General features: G+C 40.5%; 17 protein-coding genes. 7 read left to right on the top strand and 10 right to left on the bottom strand.

Translation table 11 applies throughout. The annotated features are described in order from the left end of the window. The first annotated feature begins 160 nt into the window (after positions 1-160). Entirely contained in the window at positions 161-805 is a 645-nt protein-coding gene (locus AC5YCI_RS00685) for a response regulator transcription factor (protein ID WP_496129133.1), read from the top strand. A 36-nt stretch (positions 806-841) separates the two neighbouring features. Here AC5YCI_RS00685 and AC5YCI_RS00680 read toward each other — a convergent pair whose 3' ends face one another. The 5 genes from AC5YCI_RS00680 to AC5YCI_RS00660 all read right to left on the bottom strand — a co-directional run bounded on the left by AC5YCI_RS00680 (position 842) and on the right by AC5YCI_RS00660 (position 4,357). Next, entirely contained in the window at positions 842-2,014 is a 1,173-nt protein-coding gene (locus AC5YCI_RS00680) for a ribosomal protein uL16 3-hydroxylase (RefSeq protein WP_496129134.1), read from the bottom strand. 209 nt (positions 2,015-2,223) lie between these two features. Then, positions 2,224-2,688, bottom strand: coding sequence for an SMI1/KNR4 family protein (locus tag AC5YCI_RS00675; protein ID WP_496129135.1), 465 nt, complete (start codon positions 2,686-2,688; stop codon positions 2,224-2,226). A gap of 61 nt (positions 2,689-2,749) precedes the next feature. After that, positions 2,750-3,052 (bottom strand): hypothetical protein, encoded by a 303-nt coding sequence (locus AC5YCI_RS00670; protein WP_496129136.1) that lies wholly within the window; start codon positions 3,050-3,052, stop codon positions 2,750-2,752. Between the two features lie 328 nt (positions 3,053-3,380). Further along, positions 3,381-3,974: a Maf family protein gene (locus AC5YCI_RS00665; protein ID WP_496129137.1), complete on the bottom strand. Its 594-nt coding sequence runs from the start codon at positions 3,972-3,974 to the stop codon at positions 3,381-3,383. Next, positions 3,974-4,357: a DUF2237 family protein gene (locus AC5YCI_RS00660; RefSeq protein WP_496129138.1), complete on the bottom strand. Its 384-nt coding sequence runs from the start codon at positions 4,355-4,357 to the stop codon at positions 3,974-3,976. Before AC5YCI_RS00660 ends, AC5YCI_RS00665 begins: the two co-directional genes overlap by 1 nt. Before the next feature lie 140 nt (positions 4,358-4,497). On the opposite strand from AC5YCI_RS00660, the gene AC5YCI_RS00655 reads away from it, so the two are divergent. The 4 genes from AC5YCI_RS00655 (at position 4,498) to AC5YCI_RS00640 (ending at position 8,144) form a co-directional block, all read left to right on the top strand. Then, entirely contained in the window at positions 4,498-5,685 is a 1,188-nt protein-coding gene (locus AC5YCI_RS00655; RefSeq protein WP_496129139.1) for a phosphoglycerate kinase, read from the top strand. Positions 5,686-5,812: 127 nt separating this feature from the next. Beyond that, positions 5,813-6,046, top strand: a complete 234-nt coding sequence (locus AC5YCI_RS00650; protein WP_496129140.1) for a hypothetical protein — start codon at positions 5,813-5,815, stop codon at positions 6,044-6,046. A gap of 132 nt (positions 6,047-6,178) precedes the next feature. Then, on the top strand, positions 6,179-7,219 hold the full coding sequence (gene fba / locus AC5YCI_RS00645) for a class II fructose-bisphosphate aldolase (protein WP_496129141.1): 1,041 nt from the start codon (positions 6,179-6,181) through the stop codon (positions 7,217-7,219). A gap of 76 nt (positions 7,220-7,295) precedes the next feature. Beyond that, positions 7,296-8,144 (top strand): EamA family transporter, encoded by an 849-nt coding sequence (locus AC5YCI_RS00640; RefSeq protein WP_496129142.1) that lies wholly within the window; start codon positions 7,296-7,298, stop codon positions 8,142-8,144. On the opposite strand, the gene AC5YCI_RS00635 is transcribed toward AC5YCI_RS00640, so the two are convergent. Both AC5YCI_RS00635 and nfsB read right to left on the bottom strand, forming a co-directional pair. Continuing rightward, the gene (locus tag AC5YCI_RS00635) at positions 8,113-8,343 is read right to left on the bottom strand and encodes a hypothetical protein (protein WP_496129143.1); all 231 of its coding nucleotides are present in this window, start codon (positions 8,341-8,343) and stop codon (positions 8,113-8,115) included. The genes AC5YCI_RS00640 and AC5YCI_RS00635 overlap by 32 nt on opposite strands. A gap of 106 nt (positions 8,344-8,449) precedes the next feature. Beyond that, a complete protein-coding gene (nfsB, locus tag AC5YCI_RS00630) occupies positions 8,450-9,103 on the bottom strand; it encodes an oxygen-insensitive NAD(P)H nitroreductase (RefSeq protein ID WP_496129144.1) in 654 nt (217 codons plus the stop codon). Between the two features lie 161 nt (positions 9,104-9,264). Here nfsB and hpaI point away from each other — a divergent pair, with 161 nt between their 5' ends. Next, positions 9,265-10,059 (top strand): 4-hydroxy-2-oxoheptanedioate aldolase, encoded by a 795-nt coding sequence (gene hpaI, locus AC5YCI_RS00625; protein ID WP_496129145.1) that lies wholly within the window; start codon positions 9,265-9,267, stop codon positions 10,057-10,059. 31 nt (positions 10,060-10,090) lie between these two features. On the opposite strand, the gene AC5YCI_RS00620 is transcribed toward hpaI, so the two are convergent. Next, entirely contained in the window at positions 10,091-10,804 is a 714-nt protein-coding gene (locus tag AC5YCI_RS00620; protein WP_496129146.1) for a UDP-2,3-diacylglucosamine diphosphatase, read from the bottom strand. 86 nt (positions 10,805-10,890) lie between these two features. Continuing rightward, positions 10,891-11,400, bottom strand: a complete 510-nt coding sequence (locus AC5YCI_RS00615) for a peptidylprolyl isomerase (RefSeq protein WP_496129147.1) — start codon at positions 11,398-11,400, stop codon at positions 10,891-10,893. Positions 11,401-11,568: 168 nt separating this feature from the next. On the opposite strand from AC5YCI_RS00615, the gene AC5YCI_RS00610 reads away from it, so the two are divergent. Beyond that, positions 11,569-13,281 carry a glutamine--tRNA ligase/YqeY domain fusion protein gene (locus tag AC5YCI_RS00610; protein ID WP_496129148.1) on the top strand — a complete coding sequence of 571 codons (1,713 nt, stop codon included), beginning with the start codon at positions 11,569-11,571 and terminating at the stop codon, positions 13,279-13,281. Between the two features lie 95 nt (positions 13,282-13,376). On the opposite strand, the gene AC5YCI_RS00605 is transcribed toward AC5YCI_RS00610, so the two are convergent. Then, positions 13,377-16,067, bottom strand: coding sequence for a 3'-5' exonuclease (locus AC5YCI_RS00605; protein WP_496129149.1), 2,691 nt, complete (start codon positions 16,065-16,067; stop codon positions 13,377-13,379). Positions 16,068-16,072: the final 5 nt, after the last annotated feature.

Raw genomic sequence — 16,072 nt, 5'->3', positions numbered from 1 at the left:
TAAGTACACGCTCAAGTAGGGAATTGTGAAAGTATTTTTAAATCAAGGGATATTAAAACTACCCAATTTAAATTATGATTGATAAAAAAATAAATGATAAGTTTAAAATAATCCAGCTGAGCGATGACCTGATCAGCTGAAATAATTGGGGGAGCTCAAGATGAGCCAAACACAGCAGTATGCAAACCCCATCGGGATTTATAGCCAAGATGTGCAATTTTTTCAGCGTTTTTATGCCTTACTTCAACATATGGGCCATGTCACAGTCACGCTTTTTGAGCAAAGCACACTACAGCATCATCATGAAAAGTTATGGATTATTGATTTAAACGCAGCTGAGGTAGACGCGGTATTACATCGTTTATTACAGCAGAGTAAAGATGTATTTGTAGTGGCAGATTTAAGTCAAAGTGATGGCATTATTCGTGCGATTCATGCAGGGGTAACAGGGTGTACATTATCTGAACGTGATGATGCAGAAATGCTGTTAGCATTGCGAAGTTGGAGCAGTGGCGATGCCCCGATTGACCCCGCGATTACCAGACGGCTATTAGCGTCATTATTACAGCAACTGCCGCAGCAACAAAATATTCACGCACTGGTTAGCTCTGAAATTGAACTGACCAACCGAGAAAAACAAATTTTACAACTGGTGGCAGAAGGGCTATCTAATCAACAAATTGCCGAAAAACTGTATGTCTCCAGGCATACAGTTGATAGCCATATTAAACATATTTATCGGAAGCTTGAGGTGACCAAACGCATGCAAGCGGTCAGTACAGCGCGCAATTTAGGCTTATTATAAAAATGCCCAAGCGAACTTGGGCATTTCTCTGATGTCTTAAGCTTGCTGGTCTTCAGCAGGTAATAACATCAAAATAGATTCATTGAGTAAGCTTGCAATATCCTCTAATAAATCAGCATCATAGAAGCGATCGTCCATCAATACCACTTCGCCATCTGCCAATTGTTTTAAAATATCGCTTGAGGCATCACTTAGACATAAGCCTTCACCATTGGCCCAAAACAAGGTTTGACCGTCTTCTTCGCTATACAAGAGGCGCGATGCAGGTTCTAGCATCAATGAATAGCCTAAGCCTAAAGCATCTTCTAGGTCACCCGTACCAATTTCTTCAGCTTCAGGAATATTTTCAGGATATTTCGCTTCAGACATTAAACTCATAATTGCATCTTCAAGCACATTTGAGTTTTGCAGCTGTGCCATGAGCTTGTCTTTTAAATATGCCAATTCATTTACAGTGACTTCACCCGCCGCACTGAGTTGATCACGAATAATATCGCGGATTGGATTACGTAACACTTCATTGGCAGAGAATTTATCACTGACGCGATCCATCATATCGCTGACATTTGGCATACGGAAACCAAAAGAGAAAGTCAGACATTCATCTTCAGCCACACCATAGTGCGATAAACCCGGTGGAACATACAGCATATCACCCGGTGCTAACACTTCATCAAAATGCACATCCATTTCTGGCAATAATTTTAATGGCTGATTAGCTAAAAACTCGGTGTCGGCATCACACATTTGACCAAGCTGCCAACGACGATGACCATGAGCTTGTACTAAGAACACATCATAAAAATCGAAGTGTTTACCTACTGAACCACCTTTGGGTGCATAAGAAACCATGATGTCATCACGACGCCACTGTGGAATAAAAGGAAACTTTTTCCAAAGTGCTGCTAAATCAAAAGAATAATGATCGACAGCCTGAACCAAAACGCTCCAAAGTTTAGGCATTTTTTGGAAATCGGCTTTAAGTAGAGGTGATGATTTGACTGACCATTGATTTGGATCACGGTCTTTTTGTTTGATTAAACGTGCAGTGACGTTTTCATCGAGTGCCAATTCCATGACATCGTTTGGTTCTAACAAGCCAACAATTTCAGGCATGGCATTACGAATCAGGAGAGGTTTTTTTTGCCAATATTCGGCAAGGAATTGTTCAGCGCTGATACCGCCTAAGACGTCTAAAGTTTGGGACATAACACATACTACAACTAAATTTTGCTTATTGTCCCTTGAACGCTATAAGTTCTGCAAGTGACAGGGCTTTAAAAGCTTGTATTTTCTTATAGGCCAGCATAATGCAAGGAGATTTAGAATTGGTGGGAACAGTGATTCTTAAGAAATTGGACATTTATTTGGGCTTATATGTTAATTTTATATAAGAGATTTTATGTTAATAATTTCATTTATCTTAGCAAACTTAAAAAATTATCAAAACTATCAGAGACTTCGACTAATTTTAATTTAGGTTGTCCATATTGATCTTTAATATATTGATTATGGTGGATAAGAACTATGTTAGGACGATTAACGTCAGATCGGTAGTCAAATCCGATATAGTCACCACCACCATTGAGTCCAAAGATGACTACTCTGTCATGCCCATATATATCCTGATCTTGAAAGTTTTCAATATCATCACCTCCTATTGGCTTTCCAAAACAACAAAAGCTTATGCTAGATTCTTCGAGTATATTGTTAGAATCTTTATATTCAAAGCTATTCTCCATAAATTGCACGCCATTGTGGGAAGCAATCAGCTTTTTATAATTTAAAGGAAAATTAATTTTATTATCTTGCTCAAAACTCTCTATGACCTTTATATCGATCGGTCCAAAGTCATACATAATATTTAAGTTTTGATAAGGCATTTGATTGTTTACCTGCTGAGAGTAGTGAAATTTCGTATAACAGCCATTATGTTAAATGGCTTTAATTTTGCTTAGCCTTATATTCATTAAATGCTTGAAGCATTCGCTCTTTCTGTTCTTTGGCAGCATCTGGATATGAGTAAAATCTTTCATAATCTTTTCTAAATTGGCTGCTTTCAATTCTTTTAGCTAAGTCATCAATAAAACTTTTTCCTTGAGTCTGATATTGCTGAATCGTTTGTTTATCTAGGCAGATCGTTTTCGCCCAAGAAACTGCACTCATATTTATACAAACATTGAGGTATATATTTTCGCTATCCTCATATAGTTCCCAAAAATAAGGCTCTATTTCTATAAGTTGCATTTTACTAGTATTTCCAAACTTTTAATTATTTCTAAAATTAACATAATACCGGTTATACGAAATGAGTCTTATTAGTTTATAAAATTCAATGATTTAATCAAAAAACCTAGATTTAAGCAGTTGGGCTTTTTAAGTAAATTAGATCGTTCCACGCTTAGTATTTACACGATACTTCACGATTTTATGTAGAAAGATTAAATATAAAACAAGCTATTGCTATTTCACTTAAAAATGCTGTGCAGATCAAATATGCTTGAGACTTTTTTATTAAAATATTATCAAAAGACCAAGTTAAATGACTCGGTCTTTTTACAAAAAAAAGCCTAGATTAAGGCACTAAAACCTTTAAATCACGCAAAATTTGGCACAGCTTAATCATCGGCATACCCATTAATGTGGTTTGGTCTTGCCCAATCATCTCTTCAAATAAACTAATGCCTAAACTTTCACATTTAAAACTACCGGCACAGTGTAACGGTTGTTCAATTTCAATATAGCGTTCAATTTCAGCTTGAGACAGGCGGCGGAACTTGACTTTATAGTGTTCAACAATGGTTTTTTTAAAACCCGTTGATTTCTGTTGCACGCTTAAAGCTGTACTAAAGTAGACAATTTTATTTGAATTGGCTTGTAGCTGACGAATGGCCTTGTCAACAGTTAACGGTTTTCCCATAAAAATATCAGGTGCACCCTCACGCCAAGCTACTTGATCAGAACCAATCACAATCGCCTCAGGATGTAATTCGCTAATCGCTTTGGCTTTTTCAAAAGCTAAACGTTTGGCTAAATCATCAGCATGATTTTCACCTTGTGGGCTTTCATCAATATCTGGCACGATAGTTTGATAATCAAGATGTAAGCGATCCATTAAGGCTTTACGCGTTTGACTTGATGAAGCCAAGATGATTGAAGAATTATTCATTACACTGCATATTCCATAAGCACGTGAAGAGGGACGTAAGATAAAACGGCTTGATGGCACGCTTGTACCTTAACAGGCGGGGCAACGCCGGCTTGATAGGCTTCTACCCACCGGCTGACACAAATACACCAAAAATCACCCGGATGTAGGCCAGCGAAGCCCACCTCAGGCAAAGGAGTAATTAAGTCATTGCCAATTTTTTGTGAAAAATTGAGAAATTCTGCGGTCATTTGGGCACACATGGTGTGCTGACCGAGATCAGTGCTGGCAGTGTGGCAGAATCCATTGCGAAAGTATCCTGTAATCGGATCATAACAACAGCTGGCTAAAGGCTCACCTAACACATTAAAACGATTGAGTTTTGGATCTGGATGAATCGACATAGGCGCTGAAATCAGAAAAGACTTTTGCCTATCATAGCAAAACTTTGCATTTAGGCGGCTTTTATACAAAAGTTGCTAACCTTTTTTTGCATAATCATTTAAAATCACCGCGTTTTTGATATTTATAAAGTGAGCTATACATGAACTTTCAGCGTATGACTGACCTCGATTTAGCAGGCAAACGTGTTCTAATCCGTGAAGACTTAAACGTTCCTGTAAAAAATGGCGTAATTACCAGTGATGCGCGTTTACGTGCCGCGTTGCCAACAATTAAAGCCGCTGTAGAAAAAGGCGCTGCAGTCATGGTGTACTCACACTTAGGTCGTCCTGTAGAAGGCGAGCCAAAACCTGAGCAATCGCTTGCGCCAGTTGCTGCGTATTTAACACAAGCACTTGGTCAAGAAGTGAAATTATTCACTGACTATTTAGATGGCGTAGAGGTAGCGCCAGGTCAAGTGGTATTACTTGAAAACGTACGTTTTAACCACGGCGAAAAGAAAAATAATCCAGAGCTTGCACAAAAATATGCCGCGCTTTGCGACGTATTTGTCATGGATGCTTTTGGTACAGCGCACCGTGCTGAAGCTTCAACTGAAGGCGTGGCACGTTTTGCTCAAGTTGCCGCAGCAGGGCCTTTACTGGCAGCCGAACTTGATGCTTTAGGCCGTGCCTTACAAACGCCTGAAAAACCAATGGTGGCGATTGTTGCAGGTTCTAAAGTTTCAACAAAACTTGACGTATTAACGTCGCTTTCTGATATCTGTGATCAATTGATCGTAGGTGGTGGTATTGCCAATACATTCTTAGCAGCAGCAGGCTATAACGTAGGTAAATCATTATGTGAAAATGATTTAATCGACACAGCCAAAGCCATTGCTGCCAAAGTTTCTGTACCGCTTCCAACGGATGTTGTTGTTGCTGATGCTTCAGAAATCAATTTTGATGACTTCTTAGGTTCACTCGCTGCTGCCAAAGCAACTGTAAAAAAAGTAGCAGATGTATCTGATAACGATATGATTTTAGATGTAGGTCCAGAAACTGCGCAAGCATTTGCAGAGATCTTAAAAACCTCTAAAACCATTCTTTGGAACGGCCCAGTGGGTGTGTTTGAAGTGGATCAATTTGGCGAAGGCACAAAAGCATTATCTTTAGCAATTGCTGAATCTGCTGGTTTTTCAATTGCCGGTGGTGGTGATACTTTAGCTGCAATTGATAAATATGAAGTTGCTGACAAGATTGGCTACATCTCTACAGGTGGTGGTGCATTCTTAGAGTTTGTAGAGGGTAAAACCCTACCTGCAGTTGCAGCGCTGATCGAACGCGCATAAGTTTCGGTTGATTAAATCAAAGAGGTTGACTACGGTCAGCCTTTTTTTTATTGGTCTTCATCAAAGTGTCATATTAAGTTTTTAGAATCTGCTCAACTTAAAGCATCCTTGTTGCTAGGAAAACTAGATGAAATTGAAAATCACGCTTGCAGCACTTATCCTTGGTCCATTACTTTTAACAGGTTGTGGTAAAAAAGAAGCACCAGCAGAGGCAGGTGCAGAACAAGTGGCAACCACTGAAGCTACGACTGTTACTGCAGAACAACAAGCAGCAATTGATGCTATCGATCAACCTGTATTAGATGAAAACAATACAGATGTACCTCAAGAGATCGCTGATGCTGAGCCAAAGGTGCAATAGAGCGCACCTTAACATCAGTGAAGTGCCTAAAAGTCCTCGCAATCGCGGGGATTTTTTATGAAATAGTGTTTTTTGTTGCTGAATTACATGGCATGACCATGTAGAATATGCCGCATTACCTGGGAGGATATTATGGCTCTTATTTCATTGCGCCAGCTCTTGGATCACGCCGGCGAACATGCTTACGGCGTACCAGCGTTTAACGTAAACAACTTAGAACAAATGCGTGCGATCATGCTTGCTGCTGATCAAACCAACTCACCTGTTATTGTGCAAGCCTCTGCAGGTGCGCGTAAATATGCAGGCGCTCCATTCTTACGTCACTTAATTTTAGCGGCAATCGAAGAATGGCCACATATTCCTGTGGTAATGCACCAAGATCACGGAACCAGCCCTGATGTGTGCCAACGTTCAATTCAATTGGGCTTCTCATCAGTGATGATGGATGGTTCACTAGGTGAAGATGGTAAAACACCAACTTCATACGAATATAACGTGGATGTGACCCGTCGTACAGTACAAATGGCACACGCGTGTGGCGTTTCTGTAGAAGGCGAAATTGGTTGTCTTGGTAGCCTAGAAACAGGTATGGCAGGCGAAGAAGATGGCGTAGGCGCTGAAGGCGTTTTAGATCATTCTCAACTATTAACTTCTGTTGAAGAAGCAACTCAATTCGTTAAAGACACCAATGTGGATGCTTTAGCGATTGCGGTAGGTACTTCACACGGTGCTTACAAATTCACGCGTCCACCTACAGGTGATATTTTAGCCATTGACCGTATTAAAGAAATTCATGCGGCATTGCCAAATACCCATCTTGTGATGCACGGTTCAAGCTCTGTGCCACAAGAATGGTTAGCAGTGATCAATGAATACGGTGGTAACATCGGCGAAACTTACGGTGTACCTGTTGAGCAATTGGTTGATGCGATCAAACACGGTGTGCGTAAAATCAACATCGATACTGACTTACGTTTAGCCTCTACAGGTGCAATGCGTCGTATGATGGCTGAAAAACCAGCTGAATTTGATCCACGTAAATTCTTTGCTGCCACTGTTGAAGCAATGAAACAAATCTGTGTAGATCGTTACGAAGCATTTGGTACTGCGGGTAATGCAGACAAGATCCGTCCAATTTCTTTAGAGAAAATGGTAGGTTTCTACGGCAAATAATTTGCTATAGATTATCTTGTAAAAAAAGCCCACACTATGTGGGCTTTTTTTCGGCAGTTAGGATGCTAAAACAAGTATGGTATTTATTTTTTCTGCTGCTTTATGCAGTGTATTGGTATCAATTCTTCTAAAAATCGCCAAATTAAAAGGCTATCAGCCCTTACACATGATTAGCTGGAATTATTTAAGCGCGAGTGTTTTGTGTTGGCTGTGGTTTCAGCCAGATTTAACCCATATTTCTATACATGATACGCCGTGGTGGCTCATTATCGCTTTAGGGATCACTTTACCCAGCATTTTTTTATGTTTATCTCAAGCCTTAAACCATGCTGGAATTTTAAAAACTGAAATCGCCCAGCGACTTTCCGTGACTTTGTCCTTAACAGCAGCCTATTTTGTTTTTAATGAGAGTTTTAATGCTTTAAAACTACTTGGTATTGCTTTAGGGCTAGCGGCTATTGCTTTAATTTTATACTCACATCGTGGCGGCCAACAGGCATCCTCTCAGAGCTTAGTGTATTTGCTACTGGTATGGATCGGATATGCGCTAGTCGATGTATTGCTCAAATATACCACAGGTTTAGGGGTGCAATTGAGTGTGGCTCTAAACCTGATGTTTATTTGTGCTTTTATCATTTCTTTGAGCTTTATTAGGCTTCGCTATAAAACTTGGGGAAGTTTAAATAATATTGGGGCGGGTTTAATTTTAGGCTGCTTAAATTTTGCCAATATTGCACTGTATGTTAAAGCACATATGCTGCTCAAAGACAGTCCTGCGATTGTATTTGCCGGTATGAATATTTTAGTGGTGGTCTTGGGCGTTATGGCTGGTGTGTGGCTATTTAAGGAACAACTCAAACCAAGTTCGGTACTTGGCTTGAGTCTGGCTTTAATCAGTGTATTTTGCCTAGCATTTGCAATGTAACATGTAGGTAACTTTTGGCAACCAGCACAGGGTGCATAAACAGATCAATAGTTTCTGCACTACCTAACAAACGCCCTTGAGCTGAACAATGTGGACAGCACGGGTATTGATGTAAAGGATGTGCCTGTTCAAGACGCATATAAACTTGATGACAGCTGCCACATTCAAATTTCACGGGCAAGGGAGCAATAATTGACATAGTTATTCTACCGTTTTTATTTTGTATAGAATATACTCGATTTTTGTGAAGAAATTAAGTCATGAAGCGACCAATGGGCAAGCGAACTTGCCCAAGTTGTAACAATTTATAGATGAGTAAAAATTTGTGCTTTAGGTAGGCGTGATTTAGGCAGTTTGGCATTAAAATCATTTTCACTGCGATAACCTAAAGTCAGCAGTACAGATGGAATTAAACCTAAAGCATCCAGCCCAAGCTCTTGCGTCAGAATCTGCTCATCAAAACCACCAATTGGCGTAGTATCAATGTTTTCAATGCCTGCGGCAAGCAGCATTTGGCCTAAAGCAATAAAGGTCTGATTCTCTGCCCAGCGCCCAATATCACCTTTTTCATTGCGGTAATAATCAATATAACCTGTACGCGTGTCTTTTTGCCCTTGTTTGGCTTGTGCATCCTTAAAACGCCCACTTTGATCATCTTGCTGTAACAGTTGCTCTAAATGCTCAGCATTAATATCTGCTTTGGTACAAAATAAAATGGTATGTGAGGAATCTAAAACCTTAGGCGCGTTATAGGCATATTTACCCACTAAAGCTTGCGCAATGCGTTGCTTGGCTGCTGTATTGTCAGCGACAAAAAAATGCCATGGCTGGATATTAATTGAAGAGGGCGCAAGACGCAAAACTTCAAGCAATTGATTAAACTGCTCAGCCGGAATTTTCTTATTCGCATCATAGGCTTTAGTGGTATAACGACTTTGTAAAACTTTAAGCAGATTCATGTACAACGTCCAAAATTATTTTTAAGTTATTTTAGGATAAAATTCATGTTATTGGGCAGATATTTAAGCTTTTATTCACAGCTCTCACTGTATTTTAGACTTGGTCATTGGTCAAAAAAGGCGTATTAATAACAACAAGAATACACATGAAGACAGCCAATATGAGATTTGAGAACCATTTTAAACAGCGCTTAAAGACTCAACAGCAAATTGGTTTATGGGTTGGGCTTGCTGATGCTTATGGCACTGAAATTGCCGCCAATGCTGGTTATGACTGGTTATTGATTGATGGTGAACATGCACCGAGTGATCTAAGAACTACATTGGCGCAGCTACAAAGTATTGCGGCCTATCCATCACAAGCTGTGGTGCGTCCACCCATTGGCAGCGTGCAGTTAATTAAGCAACTATTAGATATTGGCGCGCAGACTTTACTGATTCCAATGATTGAAAGCGTTGAACAAGCTGAGCTGATGGTCAAAGCCGTACGTTATCCGCCCTATGGAATCCGTGGGGTTGGGGCGGCGCTGGCGCGTGCCACACGTTGGAACAGTATTCCCAATTATTATGCCACAGCCCATGAAAATATCTGCTTGCTGATTCAAATTGAATCTGTCGCGGGTTTAGAAAACTTAGATGCGATTTTACAAGTCGAGGGGATTGATGGTATCTTTATTGGCGCAGTGGATCTATCTGCCACCATGGGCTATGAAGGCAATCCGAATCATCCTGAAGTACAAAAAGCCGTGATCGATGCGATTAAACGGATTCGTATGGCAGGTAAGGCGGCAGGAATTTTATCCACCACGCATGAAGTTACGCAGCAGTATTTAGATTTAGGTACAGAGTTTGTGGCTGTGGGAGTAGATACCAGTGTGTTGATGAACGCATTGCGCGACTTATTGGCGCAATATAAAAACGATACCAATCGGCCTAAAATTGAAGCTGGCTATTAACTGCTCGAAAAGCCTACATGGTTAGGCTTTTTTAGTATTTAAATTCTGATAGTTGCCAGTCTGACTTAGTGTCATTGATAACCAAAATTTGCGCGCTATTTTCACGCCAATCACCGAGTACAATACGCGGTTTACCCTCTACATCATGAATATTCGGACGATGGGTATGACCATGAATCAGCACATCGACCTCTTGTAAGGCAAGTTCGACGGTCTGCAGGTTAACATCCATCACGCTATAGCTTTTCACTTGATTGGCTTGTTGACTTTTTTTACGAAAACCATTGGCGAGTTTTTGTCTAAAACTTAAAGGCGTGGCTTTTAATAGCCTAAGCAAAAGCGGATTGCGGATAATTCTTTTAAAGCGTTGATAGGAGACATCATCGGTACATAAACCGTCGCCGTGTTCTAAACGAATCCGTTGCTTATTCACTTGAATATGATGAATATCGTTTAACAAAATGCCATGAAACTGATCCAGAAACTTCTGTCCTAAAGCAAAATCACGATTGCCCACCAAGAAGTAGACTTGATTGCCTTGTTGATGAAATTTTTCTAAGGCGCTCACAATGTCATTGAGCCATGGTGCAGGATTGTCATCACCAATCCACGCATTAAACCAATCACCTAAAATATATAGTTGGGTATGTTGATCTTGATACTGGTTCAATAAAGCCAAAAACCCTCGAATGAGTCGAGGGTGTTCAGGTGACAAATGTAAATCAGCGATAAACAGATAGGTCACAATCGATTCCTTTGAATCTCCCTAAATCCCTCTTTATCAAAGAGGGACTTCTCCTCCCTTTCATAAAGGGAGGTCGGGAGGGATTCTTATTCAGAAATGATTTTTGCAGATTCAATCACAACGTTTTCTAGAGGAACGTCAGCGTGGTAGCCACGGTTGCCTGTGCGAACGCCTTTAATTTCGTTGACAACGTCCATACCCTCAACTACTTTACCAAATACAGCATAACCCCAGCCCTGTGCAGTTTTGCCAGTGTGGTTTAAGAATGTATTGTTAGATACGTTGATGAAGAATTGTGCAGAAGCAGAATGAGGTGCTTGCGTACGTGCCATTGCAATGGTACCGATGTCATTGCTTAAGCCGTTATCTGCTTCGTTTTCAATTGCATCACGTGTTGCTTTTTCTTTGAAGTTTTCGTCCATGCCGCCGCCTTGGACCATGAAACCATCAATCACACGGTGGAAAATTACGCCGTCATAGAAACCGTCACGTACGTACTGTAAAAAGTTTTCAGCAGTTTTTGGTGCTTTTTCTGTATTCAGTTCAAGAACAATACGGCCTTTATTGGTGTTTAATTCAACTTGAGGAAAACTCATTGGGTAATCTCCTAAACATGGACACTAAAGCCATGGGTTTTTTGGTTGAGAGAAGCATAAGCAAACTGTAAACTACATAGCAAGCAAAAAACGTGATTTTCTTTGTGAAAAACTGGAAAACGCGTTTTAATTATCCTAATTTTTTATTTTAGAAGTGATTTTACTGTTATGAAGCCAAATGATGTTGTTGCGTCTCTGCCAAATACCAATGCCTCAGTCGATGCTGCGCAGCAAGAACAACAGCCAGGCTTAGACTTTGTACGTCAAGTCATTACTGACGACTTAGCTGAGGGGCGTACGCAAAAAGTGGTGACGCGTTTTCCACCTGAGCCAAATGGTTACTTACATATTGGTCACGTGAAAGCCATCTGCTTAAACTTTGGTATTGCGGAAGAGTTTGGTGGTGCATGTAACTTACGTTTTGACGACACTAACCCAGATGCTGAAGAACAAGAATATGTAGATGGGATTGCTAACGATGTAAAATGGTTAGGCTTTAACTGGGATGGCGCACCACGTTATGCATCAAGCTATTTTGATCAACTCTATACATGGGCGATTCAGCTGATTAAGCAAGGTGATGCCTATGTGGATTTACAAAGCCCGGAAGAAATTAAGTTAAACCGTGGTAACTTTATTGAACCAGGTAAAAACTCTCCGCAACGTGATGCCAGTGTAGAAGAAAACCTTGAGCGTTTTGAAAAAATGCGCAGTGGTGAATATGCAGAAGGTCAAGCGGTCTTACGTGCTAAAATTGACATGACGTCACCAAACGTACATATGCGTGACCCAATTATGTACCGTATTTTGCATTCCGAGCATCACCAAACGGGCGATACGTGGAAAATTTACCCAATGTACGACTATGCGCATCCATTATCAGATGCGATTGAAGGCATTACCCATTCATTGTGTACTTTAGAATTTGTCGATCACCGTCCATTCTATGATTGGGTTGTGGCAAAAGTACAATCACCATCGGTACCACGTCAGTACGAATCTAGCCGTCTAAATGTAGATTATACCATTACCTCTAAGCGTAAATTACGTCGTTTAGTGGAAGGTGGTTATGTACAAGGGTGGGACGACCCACGTATGCCAACGGTTGTCGGTATGCGTCGCCGTGGTTTTACTCCTGAAGGCTTACGTGACTTCTGTAAGCGTGTTGGTGTCACTAAAGTTGATGGCAGTATTGTTGATGTGGCGATGCTTGAATTCTGTATCCGTCAGTCTTTAGAAAATACTGCGGCACGTGGTATGGCGGTACTCAATCCACTGAAAGTGACTTTAACCAATCTACCAGAAGCGATGGATTTGGTTCATGCACGTCATCCAAATGTGGATATGGGCGAACGTATTATTCCATTGACCCAAGAAATCTTTATTGATCGTAAAGACTTTGAAGAAGTGGCACCAAAAGGCTTTAAACGTTTAATTCCGGGCGGTGAAGTTCGTTTACGTCACGCGTACGTGATTAAATGTGACGAAGTGATTAAAGATGAAAATGGTGAAGTGATTGAGCTGAAATGTTCGATTGACCCAGCCACTTTAGGTAAAAATCCTGAAGGTCGTAAAGTGAAAGGTGTGATCCACTGGGTATCTGCGACAAAAGGTGTAAAAGCAGAAGTGCGTATTTATGATCGTTTGTTTACAGAAGCAGACCCAGAAGTGGGTGATGATTTCTTGGATAACTTAAACCCTGAATCACTCAAAGTGGTTGAAGCGATTGTGGAACCTGCTTTGGCGACCGCACAGCCTGAAGATCGTTTTCAATTTGAACGTGAAGGTTACTTCGTGGCGGATCAACATGATCACAGCAGCGAAAAACCAGTGTTTAACCGCATTTTAGATTTAAAAGATAGCTTTAAACCGGCTAAATAATCGACTCTACAACACAGGCATATTCTGTTTGAATGTGGTGGCTCAAGTTTAACTTCAACAAGACCTTTAAAAGCTCAACTTCGGTTGGGCTTTTTTTATATGGCTTTAAAACGTGACTGAAACTCGGCTAAAAATGGAGTGATTTGGTACGTATGGGCTTTGGCATAGCGCTGTTCGCTACGCTTTTTACGAAAGCTTGTGATGATTAATTTAGACTTGGCCCGAGTGATGGCAACATAAAGTAAACGCTGTTGCTCAGTGAAGAGGTGTAACCCCTCTTGTTGATGTAATGGATCAGGAGAGTGTAATTTTTTAATAACTGGATAACTCGGAAAATAACGGTCAACTAAATCAGGCAAAATAACCTGATCAAACTCTAATCCTTTCGCACGATGCATGGTGCTGACAATCACATAGTCATTGTGGGTAATTAAATCTGACTCTTTGGCATTTTGGTAGAAATCTAAGGCTTTTTGCCAGTCACTTAAGCTACGTAAGGATGCAAAGTGCAGTTGACTATGTCGGCCAAGTTTATCTTGTAGTTGCTTGCGTTCAGATGGCTCATATTGTGCATAGAGATGGGGTAAATGCTGCTGAACATAATCAAAAAATAAATCCATGAGCGCCTCAAGATTGAAACTATGCTTGGATAGATAGTACTGGGCGGCTTTAAATAAAGGACTAAACTTGATATTAAAGTGTTCTAAGCAAGTTTGACTACGCTGATATAAACCTACCATCGCCTGCTGATTTTCAGTTATTTTATGGGCAATCATCGGCAATAGATTAAAACCTGCTTTCACATCATCTAAAGCATTATGGCTATTGATGCCTTGGAGTTGAAAGGTATTGAGTAAATCTCCTAGCTTATACGAACTTAAATGTGGATACAGTTGCCGCATCAATTGCAGTGAGCAAAATTTTATACGCTGTAGATACTTTGGCAGTACATCAGGTGCATAGCGTTTTAAGTTTTCAATCAGCATTTGATCATCAAAGTGCAGATGATGTGCAATTAAGGCATACGGTTCGCTTTGATCAAGTAGCTTTTTAATTTGTATAGAAAAATCCTGTGCGTGCTGTTGTAACAGCACCGCACTAATCTGATGAATTTTTTGGCTTTGGCTTAAGTCTTGTTGGCTATGGCAATAGAGGTCTAATTCCTGTTCTGAGTTAAAGGCTGCAATTTGAATAACGTCATCTTGCGTTGGATTGAGGCCTGTGGTTTCAGTATCAATAAATAGCAGTTGCTGTTGTTGATACAGATATAAAAACAGCTCATGTTGAGAGGCAAAGCCATCGGGCACCTGCTGAAAATCCTGTAGCGTTAAACCATAATGTTTTAAATCATGTTGTAATTTAATCGCTGCGAGTTCTGCATCTAAGTGAGCCAAATGCCGTGGCGGATGCATTTCGATATTGCCAAAATGCCAAAGCATACGTGCCCAAGCAGCCTGATCATTTTGGCTGATTAAACAGCGCCAAAACGCGATAAAATCTAAATAGATAGGGCGGCTGAGTAAATCATGTTGGGTGACACAAAAATGTGTAATACCTTGCTGCTGCAGCTGTTGGGAGAATGCTTGAACCTGTTGATTGCTGTGGCATAAAACTGCACTGGTGTGCTGATCGTGGCAGGCTTGGGCTAAAATCTCAAAAATCGCAGCATACTGTTGATCATCAAATTCACGCTGTATATGTATGAGGGCAGATGGATCTGCAGCTTGAGTGGCTTGCGCTGCAATAAAAAATTGCTTGCTGAAATGAGCTTGCCGATAGGCATTGCTTAAGTCAACTAGATTTTCAGGATTACGAAAATTCTCCAGCAAATGATAAGCCTGCTGACCCAAGCGTTGGGTGGTGACTTCAATCGAGGCACCTAGAAAACGATAAATCGACTGATCTACATCACCTAATAGTACTAGGTGAGCGTCGGGTGCTTTTAAATAATCAATAAACAACCAATGCAGTGGAGATAAATCCTGTACTTCATCAATTTGTAGCCAGCTATACTGCTGAGTAGGCGCTGTTGCTTGTCGAATGAGTTGCTGTAACAATAAATCATCATAATCTTGGACTTGATAATAGTGTTTGAGCTCCTGATATTGGGCCTGTACATACACCGCACAAGCCAAGGCGAGATGAATGTCATCAGCAGCAATATTTTCATCTAAACATTTTAGTTGCTGCCAAATAGACTGTTTATGCTGTAGATTGAGTAAAGCACTAGCTGAGCAAAGCAGCGGTAAAATAAGGCAGCGAATTTTTTCAATTTGCCATGCATGATAAGCTTTATGGGCAAAAATGGCTTGTTGAGCATGTTCAATCTGCGACTGATCAAAGCTTAAAATGGCTGTAGCATCTAAGTTAAATTGTTGATAACAGCTAAAAAACTCTGCTTGAATATACGAGAAAGACTGACTTAATAAATAATTAAGCTGGTGCATACTTTGCTGTAACAATTTTTGTTGCAAAGCGCTTTGCATTAAGCCTGCTGGCTGTTTTTGCTGCTGCTGGCGCATAAAACAATAGCGATGTAAATTACCAATAAACAAGTTCTGTGGCAGTTGTCCTAAACGTTGTTCAATCTGAGCGCGCATATTTAAAGCAGCACGATTGGTAAAGGTTAAGCACAGCATCTGTGCTGGCGCTATGCCTTGTTGCAAGGCCTGATAAATGCGCTCAGTTAAAATGGCTGTTTTGCCGCTCCCCGCAGGTGCAAGGCAAGCGTGTTGACCTCTAGATAAGGCAATCACATGTGCTTGGGCAGGACGAAAAGACAACATAACAA

This window comes from Acinetobacter sp. CY17, assembly GCF_059515825.1.
Note: the sequence above shows the minus strand (reverse complement) of the source record. Positions and strands in the feature narration are given on the sequence as shown.

Bases quoted from the DNA above. Each gene is read 5' to 3' on its own strand.
- AC5YCI_RS00685 (WP_496129133.1), top strand. From the start codon at position 161: ATGAGCCAAACACAGCAGTATGCAAACCCCATCGGGATTTATAGCCAA.
- AC5YCI_RS00680 (WP_496129134.1), bottom strand. From the start codon at position 2,014: ATGTCCCAAACTTTAGACGTCTTAGGCGGTATCAGCGCTGAACAATTC.
- AC5YCI_RS00675 (WP_496129135.1), bottom strand. From the start codon at position 2,688: ATGCCTTATCAAAACTTAAATATTATGTATGACTTTGGACCGATCGAT.
- AC5YCI_RS00670 (WP_496129136.1), bottom strand. From the start codon at position 3,052: ATGCAACTTATAGAAATAGAGCCTTATTTTTGGGAACTATATGAGGAT.
- AC5YCI_RS00665 (WP_496129137.1), bottom strand. From the start codon at position 3,974: ATGAATAATTCTTCAATCATCTTGGCTTCATCAAGTCAAACGCGTAAA.
- AC5YCI_RS00660 (WP_496129138.1), bottom strand. From the start codon at position 4,357: ATGTCGATTCATCCAGATCCAAAACTCAATCGTTTTAATGTGTTAGGT.
- AC5YCI_RS00655 (WP_496129139.1), top strand. From the start codon at position 4,498: ATGAACTTTCAGCGTATGACTGACCTCGATTTAGCAGGCAAACGTGTT.
- AC5YCI_RS00650 (WP_496129140.1), top strand. From the start codon at position 5,813: ATGAAATTGAAAATCACGCTTGCAGCACTTATCCTTGGTCCATTACTT.
- fba (WP_496129141.1), top strand. From the start codon at position 6,179: ATGGCTCTTATTTCATTGCGCCAGCTCTTGGATCACGCCGGCGAACAT.
- AC5YCI_RS00640 (WP_496129142.1), top strand. From the start codon at position 7,296: ATGGTATTTATTTTTTCTGCTGCTTTATGCAGTGTATTGGTATCAATT.
- AC5YCI_RS00635 (WP_496129143.1), bottom strand. From the start codon at position 8,343: ATGTCAATTATTGCTCCCTTGCCCGTGAAATTTGAATGTGGCAGCTGT.
- nfsB (WP_496129144.1), bottom strand. From the start codon at position 9,103: ATGAATCTGCTTAAAGTTTTACAAAGTCGTTATACCACTAAAGCCTAT.
- hpaI (WP_496129145.1), top strand. From the start codon at position 9,265: ATGAGATTTGAGAACCATTTTAAACAGCGCTTAAAGACTCAACAGCAA.
- AC5YCI_RS00615 (WP_496129147.1), bottom strand. From the start codon at position 11,400: ATGAGTTTTCCTCAAGTTGAATTAAACACCAATAAAGGCCGTATTGTT.
- AC5YCI_RS00610 (WP_496129148.1), top strand. From the start codon at position 11,569: ATGAAGCCAAATGATGTTGTTGCGTCTCTGCCAAATACCAATGCCTCA.
- AC5YCI_RS00605 (WP_496129149.1), bottom strand. From the start codon at position 16,067: ATGTTGTCTTTTCGTCCTGCCCAAGCACATGTGATTGCCTTATCTAGA.